This is a genomic window from Mycobacterium sp. 050128 (assembly GCF_036409155.1).
Classification (GTDB): Bacteria; Actinomycetota; Actinomycetes; order Mycobacteriales; family Mycobacteriaceae; genus Mycobacterium.
In genome coordinates, this window is the sequence record NZ_JAZGLW010000002.1 from 690,996 (window position 1) to 716,284 (window position 25,289).

Consider the following 25,289-nt stretch of genomic DNA (forward strand, 5'->3'; position numbering starts at 1 on the left):
GGCGTGCCACGCCACCCCGGCACGTCCGCGGTCAGGATTTGGCGATCTCGACCCGCACGCCGTCGCCGATCTCCGTGCCGGCGACGGGATCGCCGAATTCGAAACTGGTGGCCAGGATTTCACCCGCGATCAGGTCGCGGTGAGCGCGCGCCCAGTCGGCCCGCTCGGCGGGCACCGACATCACCACACGAATGCGATCCGAGACGTCCAGTCCGGTCGACTTGCGCAATTCCTGCAGCTCGCGGATCCGATCCTTGGCCCAACCTTCGGCCTCCAGCTCCGGGGTCACCGTGCCGTCCAGCACCACCAGGCCGGCTCCCCCGGGCAGCGCCGCGGTGAACTCCGGGTCGGCGGCCACCAGCCGCGAGCTGTACTCCTCGGGCTGCAGCACCGCGGGGCCGGCGGTCAAGGTGCCGTCGGGGTTGACGACGCCCTCGCCGGCCTTGACCGCCTTGATCGCGGCCTGCACGTCCTTGCCCAGCCGCGGGCCGGCCACCCGGGCGTTGACGGTGAGCTCGAAGCGGCCGTAGGTGTCGATCGCGTCGGTCAGTTCCACCTGCTTGACGTTGAGTTCGTCGGCGATCAAGTCGGTGAACGGCACCAGCTGCTGCGGATCCTCCACCGCCACAGTCAGTTTCGGCAACGGCAGCCGGACCCGCAGCTTCTTGGCCTTGCGCAGCGACGACGCGGCCGAGCACACCTCGCGCACCTGGTCCATCGCGGCCACCAGCTCGGCGTCCGCGGGCAGCGCGTCGGCCCGCGGCCAGTCCGTCAGGTGCACCGAGCGCTCGCCGGTGAGACCACGCCAGATGATCTCGGTGATCAACGGCAGCAGCGGTGCGGCCAGTCGTGAGGTCACCTCCAGCACCGTGTGCAGGGTGTCGATCGCGTCGGCGTCCTCCTCCCAGAACCGCGAACGTGACCGTCGCACATACCAATTCGTCAGCGCCTCGGTGAACTGACGCAGCTGCTCGCAAGCCCCGGAGATGTCGCAGACCTCCAGCGAGTCGGTGAGGTCGTCGCGCAGCACGGCCAGCTTCGCCAGGATGTAGCGGTCCAGCACGTGTGCCGAATCGGTGCGCCAGGCACCGACTTTCGGCGCGTAAAGAGCCAGGAAACTGTAGGCGTTCCAGAGCGGCAGCAGCACCTGGCGCACCCCCTCGCGGATGCCCTGCTCGGTGACAATCAAGTTGCCCCCGCGCAGGATCGGTGAGGCCATCAGGAACCAGCGCATCGCGTCGGAGCCGTCGCGATCGAACACCTCGCTGACGTCCGGGTAGTTGCGCAGCGACTTGCTCATCTTCTGCCCGTCGGAGCCGAGCACAATCCCATGTGCCACACAGGTTTTGAAGGCAGGACGGTCGAACAGCGCGGTGGCCAGCACATGCAGCGTGTAGAACCAGCCGCGGGTCTGCCCGATGTATTCCACGATGAAGTCACCCGGATAGTGCCCACCCTCTCCCGCCGCCCCGCCCGCGAACCAGTCCGCGTTCTCGAACGGGAAGTGCACCTGGGCATACGGCATCGATCCCGAGTCGAACCACACGTCGAGCACGTCGGGAATGCGCCGCATCGTGCTGTTTCCGGTGGGATCGTCGGGGTTGGGCCGGGTGAGTTCGTCGATGTAGGGCCGGTGCAAGTTGGTGGGCCGCACCCCGAAGTCGCGCTCCAGCTCGTCGAGGCTCCCGTAGACGTCGATGCGGGGGTAGGCCGGGTCGTCGGATTTCCACACCGGAATTGGGCTGCCCCAGTAGCGGTTTCGCGAGATCGACCAGTCGCGCGCGCCCTGCAACCACTTACCGAACTGGCCGTCCTTGACATGGTCGGGGTACCACGTGATCTGCTGATTGAGTTCCACCATGCGATCCCGGAATTCGGTGACAGCGACGAACCACGACGAAACCGCCCGGTAGATCAGCGGATTGCGGCATCGCCAGCAGTGCGGGTAGGGATGCTCGTAGGTTTCGTGACGGATCAGTACCGGCTGGTTCACCGCCGCCGGACCGCTCTGGTTCTTCAGGTCGCGGATGATGTGCGGGTTGGCGTCAAAGACGTGCTGCCCCCGGTAATCCGGGACCGTGACGTCGAAGCGGCCCTTGGAGTCGACCGGCGTGACCGGCACGATGCCCACCTTGTCGGTGGTCGCCATGTCGTCTTCACCGTAGGCGGGCGCCATGTGCACGATTCCGGTGCCGTCGTCGGTGGTCACGAAGTCGCCCGGCAGCACCTGAAATGCCTTGGCGCTCTCCATGAAATAGGGAAACGGGGGCAGGTAGCGGGTCCCCAGCAGGTCGGCACCCGAATACGTGCCAAGTATCTCGGGCTCTTCACCGAGTTCTTTTGCGTAGGCCGCCAGGCGCGCTTCGGCCAGCACGAAGCGCCTGTCCCCGACCTTGACCTGGACGTAGGTCACCTCCGGGTTGACGGCGACGGCGAGGTTGGACGGCAGGGTCCACGGCGTGGTCGTCCACACCAGCAAGTAGGCGCCGGCTAATCCTTTCGGGGCACCACCGGCTGCTACCCGGAAACCGACCGTCACGGCCGGGTCCTGGCGGCTTTGATAGACGTCGTCATCCATCCGCAATTCGTGGTTGGACAACGGGGTTTCGTCGCGCCAGCAGTACGGCAGCACCCGGTAGCCCTCGTAGGCCAGGCGCTTGTCCCACAGCTGTTTGAACGCCCAGATCACCGACTCCATGTAGGGCAGGTCGAGCGTCTTGTAGTCGTTGTCGAAGTCGACCCAGCGCGCCTGGCGGGTGACGTAGGCCTGCCACTCGGCGGTGTAGCGCAACACCGATTCCCGGCAGGCCTCGTTGAACGCGGCGATGCCCATGTCGTCGATTTGGGACTTGTCGGTGATGCCCAGCTGGCGTTCGACTTCGAGTTCGGCGGGCAGCCCGTGGGTGTCCCAGCCGAAGCGGCGGTCCACCTTGTAGCCGCGCATGGTGCGGTAGCGCGGGACGATGTCTTTCACATACCCGGTCAGCAGGTGCCCGTAGTGCGGCAGCCCGTTGGCGAACGGCGGGCCGTCGTAGAACACGTATTCTTCGGCGCCGTCGCGCTGCGAGATGCTGGCCCGAAAGGTGTCGTCGCGGGTCCAGGAGTCGAGGACTTCGAGTTCCAGCGCCGGGAAGTCGGGGGCTCCCCCGGCGAGCTTCGGATAAGCCCTGGCGCCGGCTTCGCCGGTGATTGAGTCGGTCACGGTGCGCGTCGTCTCCTGCGTGCCTACGGTCAGGCCGGGGACGAGGTCGCGCAGTCTGCGCGAGCACCGCGGTACCACCCCGCTTGCCGCGCTCACGCGCGGCCGCTCGATTCGGGCTGTGACGGGCCTACCCGTTCGGTTCTACTGGGCTGCCCCGATCGTGGAGCGGGCTGTTCTTCCGAAGGCTCCCCGGTGATATCCGGATCGACGCCGTGCACAAGATTCTACGGACCACCGCAAATCCATCACTGCCGGCTCCAAGGGGCTAGCTGGCCGCACATCGTTTCTGCGGTCGACTAGCCCCTTGGAGCCATCAGCCGGGCCACATCCGTCGTCAGCGAACCTCGATGACCCCGACGCGCCACAGCGCCGCGTAGAGGTGACGGACGGGGACGCTCAGCAGGCGGGCGGCACCGGTCACCAGCGGGTCGCCGGCGCCGAAGTATCCGGCCTCGGCGGAAGGGGCCTTCCTGGGCGCGGGGGCCCGCGTGGGCGTGGTGTCGCGCACCACCCGCAGGTTGCGGACGGGCGCTACGGCAACTACTTCGTCGAAGAGTACTGCGGTCATGATCGTCTCCTAACGGAATTGCAAACGGGTTCTGACTGGACTGATGTGTCCCGACCCGTCCGGGTTCCGATCCGAGAACGCTTGAGCGCTAAGTTGATTCGCTAGCTCGAGGCGTCGGGCCGGAGGTCGGATTGGGACGGAGCTTGTCCTGGATATCCATCCGGACTGCCACTGGAACTCATACGTCCCTCACCTCCTCTACGGCCACGACGCGTGCGGTTACCCGCGCCTATCTGCGCGCACCAAAAGGAGTTCAGAATCCGGCGACCGCCGGAAATCCGCACCCCTCTCGTCAGAGCTTTGGCACCACACGACGTGTCCGGAACTCCGGAAGCCACTTGGACTCAACCCTTAAGCCGGGAGGAGCTGTCCTGACCCGGGGCGTCTTTCGACGTTCGGGGTCAGTGGCCTGTGTTCGTGTAGCCGCCTCACCTAACGAGGTGCTGCCGTAAATACTCCACGAGGCACCCGCCCCGGTCAATGTGATCTAAGCCGTGTCGCGCAACTTTATGGGTTTATTACGCCGCTTCACAGCTTTCGATCAGCTTTGACGCCGCTGACCTGGTCAAACACCGCGCTGTGGCATGGTTCACACCCATCCGAACGCGCCCCGACAGTCAGTTGTCAGCTAAGTCTTCCAGCCGTCCGATGGTGTCGGCGAACTCCTCGATCATGTCGAGCACAACCGCACGTGTTGGCCGGACGCGGTCGAGCGAACCGACCACCTGGCCGACGAAATAGGTTGCCAGCTCACGTGCCTTGGCGCCGGGATGGGCGGCCGCTTGGTTGATGCGCAGTTGTGGTTCGGTGACGAGGTTGGTCTGCAGCGGCATGCCGAGCGGAGCCGGGTTTTCGGGCCGCTCCCACTCGTCGGTCCAAGCCGTCCGCAGCATCCGCGCCGGCTTGCCCGTCATCGATCGCGATCGCACGGTGTCCGAGGAACTGGCGGCCAGGAACTTCTCCTTGACCACCGGGTCGGTCTCGGCCTCCTCGGTGGTCAGCCAGACCGAGCCGCACCACACGCCCTCGGCGCCCAGGGCCAGGGCCGCCGCGATCTGGCGCCCGCGGGCGATCCCGCCGGCCGCCAGGACCGGGACCGGCGCGACCGCGTCGACGACTTCGGGAACCAGGACCATCGTGGCCACCTCGCCGGTGTGGCCACCGGCTTCGGTGCCCTGCGCGACGATCAGGTCGACGCCGGCCGCCGCGTGCCGTCGCGCGTGCGCGGTGGTGCCCGCCAGCGCGGCCACCAATACGTTGTGGCCGTGCGCGCGTTCGACGAGATCGGCCGGGGGCGGCCCGAGCGCGCTGGCGATCAACCGAATGTCATGCGCGAAAGCCACTTCCAGTAGTGGCTCGTAACCCTTGGGTGAGATGTTGAGGCCGCCGACGGATGCCCGCGGCGGTTCGGCCGGAGCCGTGATGCCGTACCGGGCGAGCAAGTCTTCGACGAACGCACGATGCTCCTCGGGGAGCAACTCCCTGACTTGCTTCGCGTCGATGCCACCTTCCTCGGCGCCGACGTATTTGGGCGGCAACAACAGGTCGACCCCGTAGGGCTTGCCGCCGGTCTGCTCCTCGATCCAGGCCAGTTCGTTCTGCAGCCGTTGTGGGCTGTGTGCGACGGCGCCCAGCACGCCGAATCCGCCCGCGTTGGTGACCGCGGCGACGACGTCGCGACAGTGGCTGAAGGCACATATCGGGAACTCCACACCGAGCATCTCGGCGACCCTGGTCCGCATTCCTCGACGCTAGGAGTTATCGCCGGGCATGGCAATCAACTCGCCGGAGCACGCCCGTCCGGCGGCCAGCCCGCCACGCCGTCCTCCAACGGGACCTCGAGGCTCTGCAGGATCGACGAGATCATCCGCCACGCGCTGATCGCGGTGACGAGCTCGACGAGAGTCGTTTTGTCGCCTTGCAATTCGCGCTCGCAGGCGGCCCAGCTGTCGCCGCTGACCGCGCCGTCGCGCACCACGTCGTCGGTGGCCGCCAGCACCGCCCGCTCGCGGGGCCCGAAACCCTCGTGCTGTTGCCAATCGCGCACAGCGAGCAGGTCCTCGGTCGTGACACCCAACCGGGTGGCGACGCGCCAGTGCTGCGTCCATTCGTATTCGCACGCGGTGAGCCAACCGATCCGCATGATCACCAGCTCCCGCAACCGCGCGTCGAGCGAACCGTGCCACAGCATCGTCGCGAGCAGATCGTTGACCGCGCGCGCCAGCGGCGGATGGTTCAACAACACCTGGAAGATGCTGAGCTCGGCCATGTAATCGGGTACCGCCGCCTCGTCGGCAGCGGCCTTGGCCTCGCCGAGCGGCAGTCCGGGCACGCGGGCTGTTGTCATCGTGTGGGCACTCCGATCAACTGGCGGAACGTCTGCAATCGTAGTCAGCGGTATCCGGGCTGTTCAGGGTGCGGCGGTCAACCAAGGCCGTTCGCAGATAGACACGTGTTGAACGACGGGCGTTTGCCGGTGAACGTTCTACGAAAATGCGGCTGTTCACCCCGCTTCCCGGGCGCAATCACAACTACGGTTTGAACAAAAGGGCGTAAATGAATTACTCGCCCTCGCAGCTGAATTCGGGGCCGGCTGTCTAAGGCGCTGGCTGTCCCCACACGTCCGCAGATTGGGTGTAAGCCATGGCGCAACAGCCCTCGGTCACGATCGTCATCCCCGCCTACAACGAAGAACGGTTCATCGGCAATTGCCTGGAATCGTGCATCAACCAGACTTCGGCGCCGGACGAAATAATCGTCGTCAACAACAAGTCGACCGACGACACCGCGTCGATCGTGCGCAAATATCAAGCAGCGGCGCCGCACCTGGACATCCAGCTACTCGACCAAAGCGCCTACCAAGGCGCCGCGCCGACCCGGGACTACGGATTCGATCATGCACGCTGCGACGTGTTTGGTCGCATTGACGCCGATACCGTCATTCCGCCGGATTGGGTCGAGAAGGTTCGCAACTACTTCCAGGATCCCGACATCGACGCCGCGAGCGGTCCGATCGCCATTTACGACCTGCCGTTGCGGGCATTTCTGTTCTGGGTCGATTCCACGCTTCGCTACCGGCTGCACAAGCACGTCAAGAGCGAACGGTTTCTGCTCGGCTGCAACATGGCAATTCGCGCAACGGCATGGAAGGGCGTTCGTCTTCAGACGCAGCTGGACCCCGAAATGCTCCTGCACGAAGATATCGACCTCGCGCTGACGCTGTTCGAGAACAATTTCAAGATTTCCTATGCGCCGTCCATGGTCGCCGCTATCTCGGGCCGACGGGTGGAAGACTCACCGCGCGATTTCTACCGATATGCCACGCGTTACACGCGGACGACCAAACTGCACGGCATCAAGAGCCCCACGGCACATACGACGATTGCCACCCTGCTGCTGCTGTATTACCCGTTCCGCACGATGCGGTTCTTCTACGACGCCGACCGACAGAGATTCACGTTGGCAAAGCTGCGGGACCGCCTGCCACGCGCAAGGGCGCGTAGTGCGCCCGGCGCGCAGCAACCAAGCGCGGCTTAATGCTTGGCAGCAGTTGACAATCCGGGCGGATTCGCCCGTCGACTAGAGCAATCCCACCAGTTGCAAGTCGGTGACGTACTTGATGATGACCGGTGCCGTGATGTGCGGGATGTCGTTGTCCGCACCGATTTTCGCTTCCTGCACCGCGGCGCGGAATCGGTCGGTTGGCGCGAACGACCCGCGGGTCGGCTCGAGCGGCTGGATCTGCTCGGGGTTGTGCAGCATCAACTGCAGCATCTGAAGCACGGAATGCTGGCGCTGCCGGTCCGGCAGGGCCCGCAGGCCGATCTCGAACTGCCGCACCCACTCCGCGAAGTCGTCGATGCGCTGGATCGGATAGCCGGCCTCGATCAGCCAGTCGACGTAGGTGTCGATTCCGATGCCGTCGTCGTGCGGGTTCATCACGTGATAGGTCTCGAACCCGTCGACCACTTGGGCCCCCAGGGTGGCGATCGACTCGGCGACGAATTCGACGGGCAGCGCGTCGTAGTGCGCCCGCTGCCGATTGCCGTTCTCGTCACGGCGGTAGAACGAAGCGGGCGCGACGCCGGTGGCCACCAGGCTCAGGATCATCCGGGTGACGATATCGGTCACGTTGAACTGACCCGCATAGCTGACGTCGGACAGGATCATGTCGCTGCGGAACACCGAAACCGGAAGCCCGAACTGCTCATTGGCCTCCCGCAGCAACACCTCACCGGCCCACTTGCTGTTGCCGTAGCCGTTGGCGTAGCTGCCGTCGAGGACGCGGGTCGGACTGACCACGCGGATGTCGGCATCCTCGGTGAACAGCGCCGGCTCGACCTGGCGACCGAGGTCGGAGGTCGACACGTACGCATACGGCTTCATCCGGGAGGTCAGCGCGAACTTGATCAGCTCGCCGGTACCAACGACGTTGGGCCCGAACAACTCTCGGTACGGCAGCACGCCGTTGACCACGGCTGCCGAGTCGACGATCAGATCGACGGTATCGGCCAGCCGCTGATAGGTCTGCTCGTCGAGACCCAGATTGGCTTCGCCCTTGTCGCCGGCGACGACCTCGAGATGATCGGCGGCCAGCTGGTGGAAGTGGTCCACCAACTGCGGGTCGCCACTGTCGAATGTCTTCTCCAGCCGACGCCACGCCTCCTGATCGGAGCCGGCTCGCACCAGGCAGATCAGCTTGCCGTCAACACGTTTCAGTTGCTTGAGCCACTCCAGCGCCAGGTAACGCCCCAGGAACCCGGTCGCCCCGGTCAACAACACCGTGCGCGCTTCGGCGCTCGGGGCCGGCAGCGTCGGAGCGCCGAGCAACGTCGTCTCGTCGATGAACTTGTCCAGGGTGAGGTCGCTGGCGCGCAGCTCCTCGGTGTCGCGGCCGTGCACGGCGACGTAACTCGGGCCGTTGGCATCGGTCTCGTCGGCGTCTGCGGCACTGTCCAGGCGCTGGCTCATGGCGCGAACCGACGGCGCCTCGAACAGCGTGCGCACCGACAGGTTGGAATCGAACGCCGTGTTGATCGCGGCGACCACGCGCATCGCCGACAGCGAATCGCCACCCAGGTCGAAGAAGGAGTTCTCGACGCCGACCCGCTCGATGCCGAGCACCTGGCCGTAGATCCCGGCCACGATCTCCTCGGTGGGTGTCGCGGGCGGGATGTAGCGGACCGCACTCTGGTATTCGGGTGCGGGCAGGGCGCGTTTGTCGAGCTTGCCGTTGACGGTGCGCGGCAGCGTGTCGAGCACGACGATCGCCGTCGGAACCATGTAGGCCGGCAGCCGCTCGCCCAGCAGGCCGCGCATCTGGGCAGTGTCGACATCGCCGGTGACCGTGACGTACCCGACCAGCCGCTTGTCACCGGGACGGTCCTCGCGAGCGATCACCGCCGCGGCCTGCACCCCGTCCAGGGCGGCCAGCGCCGCCTGCACCTCACCGAGCTCGATGCGGTAACCGCGGATCTTGACCTGCTCGTCGGCACGGCCCAAGTACTGCAACTGCCCGTCGGCACCCCAGCGCACCAAATCGCCGGTGCGATACATCCGGTCGCCCCGCTCGCTGAACGGGCACGCCACGAACCGCGACGCGGTCAGGCCGGCCCTGCGCAGATAGCCGACGGCCACACCCCGGCCCGCGATGTACAACTCGCCGACCACGCCCTCGGGAGCCGGCCGCAGCCACTTGTCCAGCACGAACAACGCCGCACCCGGTACCGGCACGCCGATCGGCGCGCCCTCGCCGGCCTTCATCGGCGCACTGATCGCGGCATAGATGGTGGCTTCGGTCGGACCGTAGGCGTTGATCATCACGCGTCCCGGCGCCCACTTGTCCACCAACTCGTTGGGGCTGGCCTCCCCGGCCATCACCAACGTCGCGGACTCCAACCCCTCGCCCGGCATCATCGCCAGCGCCGACGGAGTTTGACCCACCACGGTCACCTGCTCGGCGACCAGCAAGTCGCGCAGCTCGTGAGCCGACGCCGCTGCCGATTCGGGCACCACGACCAGCCGTGCACCGTGCAGCAGTGCGGTGAAGATCTCCCACACCGAGACATCGAAGCTGTAGGAGTGCCACTGCGACCACACCTGGTCCGGGCCGGTCGGCGCGCCGGGGTCGGGCGCTTCCAGCAACGACGTCGCGTTGTGGTGGGTGATCGCCACGCCCTTGGGCACCCCGGTCGTCCCCGAGGTGTAGATCGTGTACGCCAGGTCCTCCGGCATCGGCACCGGGAAGGTGATGTCCGAAGGGATCGACAGGTCCGGGTCGTGGACGTCGATGACCGGCAGGTCGGCCCCGTCGAACCGGGACCGCATGGTCGCGTCGGTCATCGCGGCGACCGGCGTGGCGTCACCGAGCATGAACTCCAGCCGCGCGTCGGGCATCGCCGGGTCGATCGGCAGGTAGGCGGCTCCGGACTTGAGTACCGCAACCATCGCGATGATCGCCTCGGCCGACCGGTTGAACAGCAGCGCCACACATTCGCCCGGGCGTGCGCCCTTACTGACCAGCACTCGCGCCAATCGCTCGGCCGCCTCGTCGAGCTCGCGGTAGGTCCACGACCGGTCGCCGTCCACCAGCGCCACCCCATCCGGGGTCCGGGCCACCTGCGCGGCGAACATCGCCGGGATCGTCGTGCCCTCCACCGGCTGGGCCAGCACGGCGCGGTTGCCCCACTCGTCCAGGCGGGCATGCTCACCGGCATCCAGCACGTCCATCGACGACAGTCGCTGGCTCGGGTCGGCGGTCATCGCGACCAGCACCCGCTGGAATCGCTCCACCAGCGTTTCGATGCTCGCCGGGTCGAACACGTCCGTGTCGTACTCGACGCGGATGCCCAATTCGTGGCCCGGCAAGGCCATCACGGAAAGCGGGTAGTGGTTGTATTCGCGGTTCGTGACGTCGGTGATGGCCAGCTCGTGCACACCCACCGGCACGTTCGTGTCGATCGGGTAGTTCTCGTACAGGAACAGCGTGTCGAACAACTGGTCGTGGCCGGTGGCGCGGTGAATGTCGGACAGGCCCAGGTGCTCATGCTCGAGCCGGTTGTTGTGCGCGGTCTGCAGTTGGTCGAGCAGCTCGGCGACCGTGGTGGCCACGGTGGTGTTCGCCCGCACCGCAACGGTGTTGATCAGCAGCCCGACAATCGATTCCGAGCCCAGCACCTCGGGGGGCCGGCCCGAAACCGCGGTGCCGAACGCGACGTCGCGCTGGCCGGTCAGCCACATCAGCAACTGTGCCCATCCGGCCTGCAGCACCGTGTTGACGGTGGTGTGGCAGGAGCGAGCCAGCGTGCTCAGCTCGCGGGTGGTCTCGGCGGACACCCGGTACGAGTCGACGCGTCGCCGCCCGAGTCCTATCCGCGTTGCGGGGCCGACCAGGGTCGGGTTGTCGAAGCCTTCGAACATCTGGCGCCATGCCGCCTGCGCCGCCGGGCGGTCCTGCTCGGCGAGCCAGGTGAGAATGCTGCGGTACGACGCGGGCGCCGGCAGGCGCTCGCCGAAGTAACTGGCGAAGATTTCGCGCAGCAGGATCGGCAGCGACCACCCGTCCATCACGATGTGGTGATTGGTCAGCACGAACCGATGCTTGTTCTCGGCGATCCGGATCAGCGCCCCGCGGAAGGCCGGCCGGCCGAGCAGGTCGCTGACCGCGTCGCGCTCGTCGGCGCACAGCTGCTCGATTTGCTCGTCGTGGCCGGCTTCGTCGCTGTCGAGCTGGATGTACCGCCAGGCCATGACGGGCTCGGCGGGGATGACCTGCACCGGCTCGTCGAACTGGGCGGAGAACCGGGCCGCCAGGTTGGGGTGCCGGTTGACCACCGTCTGCACCGCCTCCCGCAGCCGCTGCGGGTCAATGGCGCCGGCGATCGTGATACCCAGCTGCACCGCGTAGACGTCGTCGCCGTTGTCGCCGCCCTGGGCAACGCTGGCGTGAAACAGCAGACCCTGCTGCACGGGGGTCAGCGGCAAAACGTCGGCGAGATGGTACTGCTGCTCGAGTTGGTCGAGCTGCTGCTGGGTCAGCCGTGCCGGCGCCAGGTCGGACGGCGTCAGGCCGCCGCCGCCGTTGCGCACGTGGGCACAGATGCCGGTCAGGGCCTCGAACCACAGCGTGCTCAGCCGGCTGATCTGCTCGCCGTCCAGCGCCGAGGGCGCCCAGGTCCAGCTGGCGTGCAGGTGCGGGCCCGCTTCGGTGTCCATGGTGCCGGCGTTGAGGTCGACGGTGTGCATGAGTGGCAGCGGTACCGCGGTGGCCGCGCCGGCGACCGACAAGCCTTCTTCGGAGATCCGCCACAAATCGCCGGAGAGCTCCGCGGCCGTGCCGGCGCCGAGCCGGCCGAGGTAGTTGAACCCGATCGCCGGGTCGTTGCCGTGCAGCTCGACCTCGTTGTTCGCGTAGCGCAACAGTCCGTAGGTCAGCGGGTCGGGCAGACCGCGCAGTTGCTCCTTGGCGTCCTTGATCACCGGCCCCAGCGCGGTGTCACCCGCGACCACCTGCGACCAGTTCAGTCCGGCGACGGCCAACGACACCGGGTACTTGGTGGTGAACCAGCCGACGGTGCGCGACAAGTCGACGTTGGGCGCCAACTCTTCGTGGCGGCCGTGGCCCTCGACACCGATGCCGATCGGCGCGCCGGTGCCCAGGAATTCCGCCCAGGCCAACCCGAAGGCGATCAGCAGAATGTCTTGCACCCCAGCGTGAAACGCCGCCGGCACCTCGCCCAGCAGCAACCGCGTCGTCTCGACGTCGAGCTCGGCCGACATCTGCTCGGCGCTGACGTAGGTGTCCAGCTCGGGACGCACCGCGGGCAGCGCGGCCGGGACCGATGCCACTCGCCGCCACGCCTCGGCCTGCTCGGTTACCGCGGGGCGCTGCGCGTACTCCTCGAGCAGCGACGACCAGCGGGCAAACGACGTCCCGCCCGGGGGCAACTCGATCGGTTGTCCGCTGTGGTGCTGAGCCCAGGCAATGTTCAAGTCTTCCAACAGGATTCGCCACGACACCCCGTCGACGGCCAGGTGATGAATGATCAGCACCAACTGCGACGTGGAGCTCACCCACAGCGCGCTCAGCATCACACCGGCGGCCGGGTTCAGCCGCGACCGCGCCTCGACGAGCGCCTCGTCGGTCAACACCTCGACCGACTGCAGCAGTTCGGTGGCGTCCACGGTCCCCACTTCGGGTACCTGAAGCGACCATTCGCCCGCGTCGTCGTCCTCGACGCGCAACCGCAGGGTGGCATGCCGATCGATCAACGCCTGCAGCACCGGCGCCACGTCGGCCTCGGTCACTGCGGACGGAGCCTGCACCACCATGGTCTGGTTGAACTGCTCGACGGGACCCACCACGCCTTGCAGCCAGCGGATGATCGGGGTGGCGACCACATCGCCGATACCCTCGTCGACGACGCCGTCGGCTCCGTCGGTCATCGTGGCCACCCGGGCCAGCCGCGCTACCGTCTGCTCGACGAAAATGTCACGGGGACGGCACATTACGCCGGCGGCCCGGGCGCGCGCCGACACCTGCATCGACAGGATGCTGTCACCGCCCAGGTCGAAGAAGGAGTCGTCCACACCGACCCGCTCGACGCCGAGCACCTGCGCGTAAATTCCGGCCAGTATTTCCTCGACCGCGTCCGACGGCGCGCGATATTCGCCGCCACCGGCGTATTCGGGGGCGGGCAGGGCGCGTTTGTCGAGCTTGCCGTTCACGGTCAACGGCAGCGTGTCGAGCACGACGATCGCCGTCGGAACCATGTAGGCCGGCAGCCGCTCGGCCAGCGTGCTGCGCATCACCGCGGTGTCCACGTCCGCGGTGACGGTGACGTAACCGACCAGCCGCTTGTCGCCCGGGCGGTCCTCGCGAGCGATTACCGCCGCGGCCTGCACCCCGTCCAGGGCGGCCAAAGCCGCCTGCACCTCACCGAGCTCGATGCGGTAACCGCGGATCTTGACCTGTTCGTCGGCACGGCCCAAGTACTGCAACTGGCCGTCGGCACCCCAGCGCACCAGGTCCCCGGTGCGATACATCCGGTCACCCGGCTCGCCGAACGGGCACGCCACGAACCGCGACGCGGTCAGCGGCGACCGGCGCAGGTACCCGCTGGCCACACCGCGACCGGCGATGTACAACTCACCGGTCACCCCCTCGAGCGCCGGCCGCAGCCACTTATCCAGCACAAACAGCGCCGCTCCCGGCACCGGCGAACCGATCGGCGCGCCCGTGTCCGGGCTCAACGGCGCGCTCATCGCCGCATAGATCGTGCCCTCGGTCGGGCCGTAGGCGTTGATCAGCACCCGCCCGGGCGCCCACCGATCGAGCACCTCGGATGGGAGCGCCTCGCCGGCCACGAACACCACGGTCGACTCCAGGCCTTCCGACGACAACATCGCTGCCGCAGAAGGGGTTTGGCACAGGACATTGACCTTTTCGGCGATCAGCAGTGCATGCAGATCGTCCGGCGAACTGGCCACCGCTTCGGGGACGATCACCAGCCGCCCGCCGTGCAGCAGGGCGCCGAAGATCTCCCACACCGAAACGTCGAAGCTGTAGGAGTGCCACTGCGACCACACCTGCCCCGGACCGGGCGGCACCGCCGAGTGCAGCTTCTCCAGTAGGGACGTCGCATTTTGGTGAGTGATCGCCACGCCCTTGGGCACCCCGGTCGTCCCCGAGGTGTAAATCATGTACGCCAGATCCGCCGGCGCCGGCGCGGACAATTCGGTGCCGGGGTCCTCCCCCGGCTCGTCGAAGTCGACGACGACCAGGTCGGCGCCGTCTAACCGGGACCGGTGGGCCGCGGTCGTGAGCGCCGCGACCGGTGTGGCGTCGCCGAGCATGAACTCCACCCGCGCGTCCGGCAGTGCGGGGTCGATCGGCAGGTAGGCCGCTCCGGCCTTGAGTACCGCCATCATCGACACGATCGCCTCGGTCGAGCGCGAAAACAGCAGTGCCACAGTCTGTCCCGGGCCCGCACCGTGGGCGGTCAGCACCCGCGCCAAGAGCTCCGCAGTCTCATCGAGCTCGCGGTAGGTCCACGACCGGTCCCCGCACACCAACGCGACGGCCTCCGGGGCGTTCGCGACCTGCGCCGCAAACAGCTCGGGAATCGTCACGCCCTTCGCCGGGCGGGTCAATACGGCGCGGTTGCCCCACTCGTCCAGCCGCGCGACTTCGCCCCCGTCGAGGAGATCAATCGATAAGAGCCGCCGTTTACCGTCGGCCATTACTCATCCCCTGAATCGTCAGTCATGGCTACCAGCACTCGCCGTAACCGCTCGACCAACGTTTCGATACTGGCCTTGTCGAAGACATCGGTGTCATATTCGACTCGAAGGCCCAGTTCGTGGCCCGGCACGGCTTGCACTGACAGCGGGTAGTGGTTGTACTCGCGGTTCGTGAACTTGGTGATCGTCAGATCCTGAACCCCCGACAACGCCGCGGTGTCGATCGGGTAGTTCTCGTAGACGAACATAGTGTCGAACAGCTGGTCGTGCCCGGTGATTCGGTGAATTTCGTTCAACCCCAGATACTGGTGCTCAATTGTTTCGGTGTAAGAGCTTTGCAGTTGGTCCAGCAGGTCGGCGATGGTGGTGGCCGTGTTGATGTTGGCGCGGATCGGCACCGTGTTGATCATCAGGCCGACAATGGATTCCGCGCCGGGCAGGTCGGTCGGCCGTCCCGAGACCGCGGTACCGAACGCGACATCCGGCTGACCGGTCATCCGCATCAGCAGCTGGGCCCACGCCGCCTGCAGCACGGTGCTGACGGTGGTGCGGCAAGACCGGGCCAGCTCGCCCAGGGCCGCGGTGGTCTCGGCGGACACCTGGAACTCTTCCACCCCTCGCTGTCCAAGACCCATCCGTTGCGGCGGACCGACCAGGGTCGGAGTCTCAAAGCCGTCGAACACCTCGCGCCACGCCGCCCGGGCCGCGGTGCGGTCCTGCTCGGCCAACCAGGTGACGAACTTGCGGTACGACACCGCCGCAGGAAGCCGGGCACCGTAGTAGCCGGCGAAAATCTCTTGCAGCAGAAGCGGTTTCGACCAACCGTCCAGGACGATGTGGTGGTTGGTCAGCACGAACCGGTACTGGTCTGCCGCGGTGCGCAGCAACGCCGCGCGGAAGGCCGGCAAGGCGGCGAGATCGCACACGGCGGCACGTTCGGCGGCGGACACCTGCTCAACCTGCCCGTCGACATCGCCGTCGTCCAATTCGAGGTACTGCCAAGTCAATTCGGGCTTGGCCGGCAGAATCTGCAGGGGCTCGTCGAAGTCACCGCTGAAGCGGGCGACCAGGTGCGGGTGCCGGGTGACGACGGTGTGCACCGCATCGCGCAGCCGGTCCGGGTCGACGGCACCGGTGATGCGGATGTCGAGCTGCACCGCGTACAGGTCGTCACCGCTGACGCCGAGGTCCTCGGCCGTGCTGGCGTGGAAGAACAGGCCCTGCTGCAGCGGGGTAAGCGGTAACACGTCGGCGATCTGCTCGGTCTGCTGCAGTTCGTCGATCTGTTGCTGGCTGATCCGCGCCGGCGCAAGGTCGGACGGCGTCAAGCCGCCGCCGCCGCCGCGCACGTGCTCGCAGATCCCCGACAGCGCGTCAAACCACAACTGGCTCAACCGGTTGATCTGAGCCTCGTCGAGAGCCGAGGTCGCCCATGTCCAGTTGGCCTGCAGCTGCGGGCCACCGTCGGTGTCCATGGTGCCGGCGTTGAGCTCGACGGTGTGGGCCAGCGGCATGTCGACGGCCGTCGCGGCCGCCGCGGCCGGCAGGTCGTCCTGGGAGAGCTGCCACAGGTCACCGGAAAGGTCCGTCGCCCCCGCACCGAGACGGCCGAGGTAGTTGAAGCCGATCGCCGGGTCGGATTTGTCCAGCTCGACGTCGGGGTTCAGGTAGCGCAGCAGACCGTAGGTCAGCGGGTCGGGCAGACCGCGCAGCTGCTCCTTGGCGTCCTTGATCACCGGGCCCAGTGCGGTGTCACCGGAGACCACCTTCGTCCAGCCCAGCTCACCCACGGTCAACGACACCGGGTACTTGGTGGTGAACCAGCCGACCGTGCGCGACAGGTCGACATCGGCGGCTAATTCCTCGTGACGCCCGTGACCCTCGACGTCGACACCGATCGGCGAGGCGTTCCCCAGGAACTCGGCCCAGGCCAACCCGAACGCGATCAGCAGAATGTCTTGCACCCCGGCGTGAAACGCCGCCGGCACCTCGCCCAGCAGCATGCGGGTCGTCTCGACGTCCAGCCCCACCGACAGTTGTCCGGCCGTGGCGAACGTGTCCGTGGGCTGCGCCGCCGGCAGCGCGGCGGGCACGGCGGCCACCTGCCGCCACGCCTCGGCCTGGGCGACGACCTCGGGGAGGCGGGCGTGCTGGTCCAGCAGCGACGACCAGCGCGCGAACGACGTGCCCGGTACCGGCAACGCCACCTCTTGCCCGCTGTGATGCTGCGCCCAGCCGATGTTCAAGTCTTCCAACAGGATTCGCCACGACACACCATCGACCGCGAGGTGGTGAACGATCAGCACCAACTGCGACGTGGAGTTAACCCACAGCGCACTGAGCATCACACCGGCGGCCGGGCTCAGCCGCGACCGCGCACCGACGAGCGCCTCGTCGGACAACACGTCAACCGACCGCAGCAGCGCGCCGGCATCCACCGAGCCGACCTCGGGCACCCACAACGACCAACCACCGGCGCCGTCGTCGTCCACGCGCAGTCGCAGCATCGCGTGCCGATCCACCAGCGCCTGCAGCACCACCAGCGCGTCGGCTTCGGTCACCCCGTCGGGCGCCTGGACCACCATCGTCTGGTTGAACTGCTCGACCGGGCCGTCGATTTCCTGCAGCCACCGGATGATCGGGGTGGCGATGACCTCGCCCAGACCCTCGTCGGCCGCGCCATCGCCCTCGGCGCCCATCCTGGCCACCCGGGCCAGCCGCGCCACGGTCTGCTCGACGAAAACGTCACGGGGACGGCACACCACACCGGCCGCCCGTGCCCGGGCCACCACCTGCATCGACAGAATGCTGTCGCCGCCCAGGTCGAAGAAGGAGTCGTCGACACCGACCCGCTCCACACCCAGCACCTGGGCGTAGACACCGGCCAAAATCTCCTCGATCGCGTCGGTCGGTGCGCGATAGCTATCGACGTCGGAGAACTCCGGCGCGGGCAGCGCGCGGGTGTCGAGTTTTCCGTTGACCGTCAGCGGCAGCGCGTCCAACACCACCACCGCGACCGGCACCATGTACGACGGGAGCCGCTCGGCCAGCTGGCTGCGGATCTCGGTCGGGTCCGCGGTTCCGGTGACGTAGCCGACCAGGCGCTTGTCGCCAGGACGGTCCTCGCGGGCGATCACCGCGGCCTGCGAGACCCCGTCCACAGCGGCCAGCGCGGCCTGGATCTCCCCGAGTTCGATGCGGTAGCCGCGGATCTTGACCTGCTTGTCGGCGCGTCCCATGTACCGCAGCTGTCCGTCGGTACCCCAGGACACCAGGTCGCCGGTGCGATACATCCGCGATCCGGGTCCGCCGAACGGGCAGGCGACGAACCGCGTCGTGGTCAGGTCCGGGCGCCCGACGTATCCGCTCGCCACACCGGCGCCGGCCACATACAGCTCGCCGACCACGCCGGGGGCGACGGGCCGCAGCCAGCCGTCCAGCACGAAGAAGGCGAGATGCGCCAACGGCACCCCGATGGGACTGCTGTTGCTGTCCACGTCGGCGTCGACGATCTCCCGGAACGAGGCGTGCACGGTCGTCTCCGTGATGCCGTACATATTGATCATCCGCGGCAGCCCGGGGTGGTTGTGCAACCACGTCTGAAGACGTTGCGGCTCAAGCGCTTCGCCACCGAAGACCACGGTCTGCAGCTTCAGCTGCTGTCCCAGCTCGGGTTGCAGCGCGTCGGCGGCCTGCAGCGCGTAGAACGCCGACGGCGTTTGGCTCAACACACTGACTTGTTCGCTGACCAGCAGGGCGTGCAGGTCTTCCGGTGAGCGGACCACGGCGTCGGGCACCACGACCACCCGGCCGCCGTGCAGCAGCGCGCCCCAGATCTCCCAGACCGAGTAGTCGAAGGCCAGCGAATGGCATTGCGTCCAAACCTGTCCCAGCTCCATCTCGGCGTCCAGGGACTCCAGCAGCTGGGTCACGTTGCGGTGGGTGACGGCCACGCCCTTGGGCTTACCGGTGGTGCCCGAGGTGTAGATGATGTATGCGACGTGGTCGGCCGCGGGTGTCGGCAATGCGGTGCTGGGCGCCGTGCTGATGGCCGGGTCCTCGACATCGACGACCAGCAGGTCGGCACTCTCCAGCCGCGGGCGCAGGTCCGCGGTGGTCAGAGCGGCGATCGGCGCGGAGTCCGACAGCATGAACTCCATCCGCGCCGTCGGGTGCGCGGGATCCATTGGCAGGTAAGCCGCACCCGTCTTCAGCACCGCCAGCAGCGACACGATCGCCTCGGCGGATCGGTTGAGCAGCACCGCAACTCGCTCACCAGGGCCGGCGCCGCGGTCGGATAGCCAGTGCGCCAACCGGTTTGCGGCCTCGTCGAGCTCGCGGTAGGTCCACGACCCGTCCCCGCAGTTGACGGCGACGGCCTCCGGAGCGCGCGCGACCTGCGCGGCGAACAATTCGGGAATCGACACCGGCGCGCTCGCGGGCGACGTCAGCACCTCGCGGTTGCCCCATTCCTCGAGCCGGGAATGTTCGTCGGCGTCGAGCAGGTCGATCGACGACAGCCGTCGGGTGGGATCGGTGGTCATCATGACCAGCACCCGCCGCAACCGCTCGATCAGCGAATCAATAGTGGCGACTTCGAAGACGTGGCTGTCGAATTCGACGCGCAGGCTCAGTTCGTGGCCCGGCGTCACCACCACCGACAGCGGGTAGTGGTTGAATTCGCGGCTGCTGAAATCGGTGATGGCCAACTCTTGGACGCCGAACAGCGCGCCCGCGTCGATCGGGTAGTTCTCGTAGAGGAACAGCGTGTCGAAGAGCTGGTCGTGGCCGGTCACGCGGTGAATGTCCCGCAGCGCCAGGTGGTCGTACTCGAGGGTGTCGTTGTGGAACCGCTGCAGTTGAGCCATCAGGTCGGCGATCGTGGTCGTCGCCGTGGCGCTGGCCCGCACCGGCACGGTGTTGATCAACAGACCCACCAGCGCGTCCGCGCCGGGCAATTCGGTGGGCCGGCCGGAGACCGCGGTGCCGAACGCGACATCGTGATGCCCGGTCAGCCACATCAGCACCTGCGCCCACGCCGCCTGCAGCACGTTGCTGACGGTGGTGTGGTTCGAGCGCGCCAGCTCGGTGAGCGCCTGGGTGATGTCCGCAGGCACCCGATACGACTCCACGCCGCGCTCCGCCGCTTGCCCCGGCGGGCTCACCAGCGTGGGCGTGTCAAAACCGGCCAGCACTTCGCCCCACGCCGCTTGCGCCGCGTCGCGATCCTGCTCGGCCAGCCAGGTGACAAAGCTGCGGTACGACGGCGGTGCGGCCAGCCGCTGCCCGTAGTACAGCGTGAAGATCTCCTGCAGCAGGATCGGCAGCGACCAGCCATCGATCACGATGTGATGGATGGTCAGCACAAACCGGTGCCGGTTGTCCGCGGTACGGATCAAGGCCACCCGGAAGGCCGGCTGCTCGGCGATGTCGCACACCGCGGCGCGCTCGTCGGCGCACAGCTGCTGGACCCGCTGATCGACTTCGGCTTCGCCGCCGGCCATTTCGACGTACTGCCACGCCATGACGGGCTCGGCCGGGATGATCTGGATCGGCTCATCGAACTGCTGGCTGAACTGCGCCGCCAGGTTGGGGTGGCGGTTGACCACCGTCTGTACCGCCTCGCGCAGCCGCTTCTGGTCGAGCGGGCCGGTCACGGTGATGGCCAGCTGCACCGCGTACAAGTCGTCGCCGGAGCCCTCCGCGACCGCGGTGTGGAACAACAGCCCCTGCTGCACCGGGGTCAGCGGGAGCACGTCGGCAATGCGGAGCTGGCGGGACAGGTCGTCGATTTGCTCCTGGGTCAGCCGCGCGGGGGCCACGTCCGACGGGGTCAGCCCGCCGCCGCCGCGGCGCACCAGCGCGCAAATGCCGCCCAGCGCTTCGAACCACAGCTGGCTCAGCCGGTTGATCTGGGTGTCATCGAGCGCCGACGGCGCCCAGGTCCAGTTGGCGTGCAGGTGCGGACCGGCGTCGCTGTCGACGGTTCCGGCGTTGAGTTCCACGGTGTGGGCCAACGGCATGGGAATCGACGCCGCAGCGCCGGCCAGGGCGAGGCTGTCCTGGCTGACCCGCCACAGGTCCTCGGAGAGCTCGGCCGCCGAGGCGCCCATGCGGCCCAAGTAGTTGAAGCCAATCGCCGGGTCGGCTCCGGACAGGTCGACGTCGGGGTTCAGGTACCGCAGCAGACCGTAGGTCAGCCCGTCGGGCAGGGCACGCAGCTGTTCCTTGACCGCTTTGATGACCGCGCCGAGCGCGGGATCGCCGTCGACCACCCGCGCCCAGTCCAGGCCACCCACGGTCAGCGCCACGGGGTACTTGGTGGTGAACCACCCGACCGTGCGCGACAGGTCAACGTAGGGATTCAGCTCTTCGTGGCGGCCGTGGCCCTCGACGTCGATGGCGAGCGGCTTACCCGGGGAACCCAGGAATTCGGCCCAGGCCAAGCCGAACGCGATCAACAAAATGTCTTGCACCCCAGCGTGAAACGCGGCCGGGACCTCGCCCAGGATCTGGCGGGTCGTGTCGACATCCAGGTCCACCGACAACCGTCCCGCGTTGGCGTGCGTGTCCACCGCCGGCTGTACCGCAGGCAACACGGCCGGAGTCGACGCCACCTGACGCCAGGTGTCCGCCTGCGCCACGACGGCCGCGTCGCGGGCGTGCTCTTCGAGCAGCGCCGACCACCGGGCAAACGAAGTCCCCGGCGCAGGCAGCTCCACTTGCTGTCCGCTGTGATGTTGGGCCCACGCAATATTCAAGTCTTCCAACAGGATTCGCCACGAGACACCGTCGACGGCCAGGTGGTGAATGATCAACGCCAATTGCGACGTCGAGGTCACCCACAGCGCGCTGAGCATCGCCCCGGTGGCCGGGTTCAGCCGCGACCGGGCCTCGGCGAGCGCCTCGTCGGTCAACACGTCGACCGAGTGCACCAGGCCGGCGCCTTCCAGCGACTCCACTTCGGGCACCCACAGCGACCAGCCACCGGAGCCGTCGTCGTCGGCCCGCATCCGCAGGGTGGCATGCCGATCGACCAGTGCCTGCAGCACCACCGCCACGTCGGCCTCGGTCACTCCGGCCGGGGCTTGCACCACCATCGCCTGGTTGAACTGCTCGACCGGGCCGTCGACGTCTTGTAGCCAACGGATGATCGGGGTGGACACCACCTCGCCGAGACCCTCGTCGACCGCCCCGATCTCGCCGCTGGCCACGCTGGCCACCTGGGCCAACCGGGCCACGGACTGCTCGACGAAAACGTCGCGCGGACGCAGCAGCACACCGGCCGCCCGGGCCCGGGACACGACCTGCATCGACAGGATGCTGTCGCCGCCCAGGTCGAAGAACGAGTCGTCGATGCCGACCCGCTCCAAGCCCAGGATTTCGGAGTAGATGCCGGCCAGCACCTCTTCGACCGCGGTGGTCGGGGCACGGTAAGCGCCACCGACGTTGTGGTATTCGGGCGCCGGCAGGGCGCGGGTGTCCAGCTTGCCGTTGGGCGTCAGCGGCAGCGTCTCCAGGACCACCACCGCGGCGGGCACCATGTATGCCGGCAGCCGTTCGGCCAGCCTGGCCCGGGCCGCGGCGGGGTCGACGGTGCCGGTGACATAGCCGACCAGGCGCTTGTCCCCGGGGCGATCCTCGCGGGCGATGACCGCGGCCTGCTTGACCTCGTCCAGCGCGGCCAGGGCGGCCTGGACCTCGCCCAGTTCGATGCGATACCCGCGGATCTTGACCTGCTCGTCAGCGCGGCCTAAATAAAGAAGCTGTCCGTCGTCGCCCCACGAGACCAGGTCTCCGGTGCGGTACATCCGCTCCCCGGCCTGACCGAACGGGCATGCCACAAATCGCGATGAAGTCAGACCGGCCCGGCGGATATAACCGCACGCCACCCCGGCGCCGGCCACGTACAACTCGCCGACCACACCCGGCGGCACCGGCTTCAGCCACCGGTCCAGGACGAACAGTGCCGCACCCGGGACCGGCGAACCGATCGGCACCACACCGGATCCCGGCACCAGCGGAGCGCTGATCGCCACACACACCGTGGTCTCGGTGGGGCCATAGCCGTTGATCATCACCCGCCCGGGCGCCCACTGATCCATCACCTCGGGCGGGCACGCCTCGCCGGCGACCACCAACGCGGCGGTCTCCAAACCCTCGGGTGAGAGCATCCCGACCGCCGAAGGGGTCTGGGTGAGCACGCTGACGTGTTCGCCAACGAGCAAGGCGTGGAAGTCTTCTGGCGAACGAGTCACCGACTCAGGCACGACCACCAGTCGCCGGCCCCCGAGCAGGGCAGCCCAAATCTCCCAGACCGAGAAGTCGAAGGCCAGGGAGTGGCACTGCGACCACACGCCGGTCCGCGGTAGGCCGGCATCGAAGCAGGCGAACAGCTGCGTGACGTTGTGATGAGTAACGGCAACACCTTTGGGCGTGCCGGTGGTGCCGGACGTGTAGATGACGTGGGCGAGGTTGTCCGGGTCCGGCATCGGCAGTGCCGTGCTGGGCTGGGCCGCGATCCGCGGATCGGCGACGTCGATGACCACCAGATCCTGTCCGTCCAGCCGCGACCGCAGGTCCGCGGTGGTCACCGCGGCCGTCGGCGCGGCGTCGGCAAGCATGAACTCAGTACGCGCCGCGGGTAGTGCCGGATCAATCGGCAGATATGCCGCACCGGTCTTCAAAACGGCCAGAATCGCGATGATCGCGTCGGCGGAGCGGGAAAACTGAAGCGCCACGACGTGGCCCGGGCCGACACCCTCGCTGATCAGCAAGTGCCCCAACCTGTTGGCGGCCTCGTCGAGCTCCCGATACGTGGTGGATCGGCCCTCGAAGGTGACCGCGACGGCCTCGGGAGTGCGCTCGACGTGCTTGGCGAACGTAGCCGGAATCGAGACCTTCGCCGGTGCGAGCTCGGTCAGGACCGCCCGGTTGCCAATTTCGTCGAGGCGGGCCGTGTCATCGGCGTCGAGCGCTTCGATCGACGACAGCGTTGCGGTGGGGTCCTCGACCATCGCCAGCAGCACCTGCTGCAACTTCGCCGCGAGATCGGCGACATCGAAATTCGCAAACGGTTGCCCGGGACCGGCGGTACTCAAGAAGAGCTGATCGCCGGCGCCGAGGAAGAAAAACCCGAAGTGACCGACCGGGCCGTGGTTCGTGTACCCCGCATGTGCCGGTGCCCCGGCAAGATTCAGGGTCAGGCGAGACGGGATGAAGTTCACGCCCACGCGGTTGGCACCCTGCCGGGCGCCGCCCTCGCCCTCTAGGACATGTACCGGGTAACGCTGATGCTGCAACAACTCCCGGATACGTGTGTCGACGTGGGCGACAAAGTCGCCAACGGTCGTTTCCGGTGCTGTCGTCAACACCAGCGGGACGACCCCGGCCAGCATCGCGGGCAATTTCTTCGACTCTTCGGTCACCCGGCGGCTGACCGGGAAGTCCAGCGTCACCTCGTTGGCGTTACCGGACCATCCGCGCACCAACAGCGCGCACGCCGCGGTAATGGCCGAATACCGGCGCACCCGCAACTGCTTGGTCAACTGCTGCATTCGACCGACTACGGACGGGTCCAACTGGACCGATGCAGAAGTCAGATAGGGGTCGCGCTCCTCGGTGACCTGAGGTAACCGGTAATGGAATCCGCTTTCGGTAGGCAGGTGTTCCTGCCAATAGGCCTCGTCGTCCTGGTAGTCGGCGGAGGCCTCGTAACCGGACTCGCAATCGATCAGGTCCTGCAGGGAACCGAAGTACGCGTCGGGCACCGGATCGCCGGCGACAAGTGCCGTGTAGACGGTGGCCACGCGGCGGCTCACCAGCGCCATGCCCATGCCGTCTACGGCGATGTGGTGACAGCAGGCGAACAAATAGAATTCGTTATCCTGCGTCTGGAATAACGTAAAGATGAAAAGCGGACCCGAGAATGGCATGGGCGTGCGCTGAATTGAAGATGCCATTTCCCGGACTTTTCGCACAGGATCATCCGAGCCCCGGAAATCATAGAAGCCCAGCTCTGCATCCGGATAATCGACAGCCTTCTGTAAAACAACGTGGCCGTCGGCCTCGAAGAACGCCACGCGGCCCGACTCGGACTCGGCCACCACTTGCCGGATCGCCTGCTGCAGCAAATCGTGATGGACCGCACCCTCGATCCTCACCAAAAGGCCAAGCTGCCACTCGGTACCCGCGAAACCGGTTTCCTGCGAGAGCCAAATATCGAGCTGTCCACGCGTCAGCGGGTGTGCCCGCTCACCACGTTCCATGTGAGTCCCC

Annotated in this window: 7 protein-coding genes and 1 riboswitch; of the genes, 1 reads left to right on the top strand and 6 read right to left on the bottom strand. The window is 67.3% G+C overall.

The features are described from left to right. Positions 1-31: 31 nt before the first annotated feature. The 4 genes from ileS to SKC41_RS20565 form a co-directional block, all read right to left on the bottom strand. Complete coding sequence (gene ileS / locus SKC41_RS20550) at positions 32-3,190, bottom strand: isoleucine--tRNA ligase (protein ID WP_330979586.1); 3,159 nt, start codon at positions 3,188-3,190, stop codon at positions 32-34. Positions 3,191-3,536: 346 nt separating this feature from the next. Further along, positions 3,537-3,770 carry an Rv1535 family protein gene (locus tag SKC41_RS20555; protein WP_330979497.1) on the bottom strand — a complete coding sequence of 78 codons (234 nt, stop codon included), beginning with the start codon at positions 3,768-3,770 and terminating at the stop codon, positions 3,537-3,539. A gap of 277 nt (positions 3,771-4,047) precedes the next feature. After that, positions 4,048-4,217, bottom strand: a riboswitch (M-box (ykoK) riboswitch). Between the two features lie 170 nt (positions 4,218-4,387). Next, positions 4,388-5,512 (bottom strand): NAD(P)H-dependent flavin oxidoreductase, encoded by a 1,125-nt coding sequence (locus SKC41_RS20560; protein WP_330979498.1) that lies wholly within the window; start codon positions 5,510-5,512, stop codon positions 4,388-4,390. 35 nt (positions 5,513-5,547) lie between these two features. After that, positions 5,548-6,117, bottom strand: coding sequence for a carboxymuconolactone decarboxylase family protein (locus tag SKC41_RS20565; protein ID WP_330979499.1), 570 nt, complete (start codon positions 6,115-6,117; stop codon positions 5,548-5,550). A gap of 296 nt (positions 6,118-6,413) precedes the next feature. On the opposite strand from SKC41_RS20565, the gene SKC41_RS20570 reads away from it, so the two are divergent. Then, a complete protein-coding gene (locus SKC41_RS20570) occupies positions 6,414-7,307 on the top strand; it encodes a glycosyltransferase (RefSeq protein WP_330979500.1) in 894 nt (297 codons plus the stop codon). A gap of 42 nt (positions 7,308-7,349) precedes the next feature. Here the strand turns inward: SKC41_RS20570 and SKC41_RS20575 are convergent, their stop codons facing one another. Beyond that, positions 7,350-15,011: an amino acid adenylation domain-containing protein gene (locus SKC41_RS20575; RefSeq protein WP_330979501.1), complete on the bottom strand. Its 7,662-nt coding sequence runs from the start codon at positions 15,009-15,011 to the stop codon at positions 7,350-7,352. Beyond that, complete coding sequence (locus SKC41_RS20580) at positions 15,011-25,279, bottom strand: amino acid adenylation domain-containing protein (RefSeq protein WP_330979502.1); 10,269 nt, start codon at positions 25,277-25,279, stop codon at positions 15,011-15,013. The genes SKC41_RS20575 and SKC41_RS20580 overlap by 1 nt, the downstream gene beginning before the upstream one ends. Positions 25,280-25,289: the final 10 nt, after the last annotated feature.

Excerpts from the sequence above, each read along its gene's own strand:
- SKC41_RS20555 (WP_330979497.1), bottom strand. The coding sequence starts at position 3,770 with ATGACCGCAGTACTCTTCGACGAAGTAGTTGCCGTAGCGCCCGTCCGC.
- SKC41_RS20560 (WP_330979498.1), bottom strand. The coding sequence starts at position 5,512 with ATGCGGACCAGGGTCGCCGAGATGCTCGGTGTGGAGTTCCCGATATGT.
- SKC41_RS20565 (WP_330979499.1), bottom strand. The coding sequence starts at position 6,117 with ATGACAACAGCCCGCGTGCCCGGACTGCCGCTCGGCGAGGCCAAGGCC.
- SKC41_RS20570 (WP_330979500.1), top strand. The coding sequence starts at position 6,414 with ATGGCGCAACAGCCCTCGGTCACGATCGTCATCCCCGCCTACAACGAA.
- SKC41_RS20575 (WP_330979501.1), bottom strand. The coding sequence starts at position 15,011 with ATGGCCGACGGTAAACGGCGGCTCTTATCGATTGATCTCCTCGACGGG.
- SKC41_RS20580 (WP_330979502.1), bottom strand. The coding sequence starts at position 25,279 with ATGGAACGTGGTGAGCGGGCACACCCGCTGACGCGTGGACAGCTCGAT.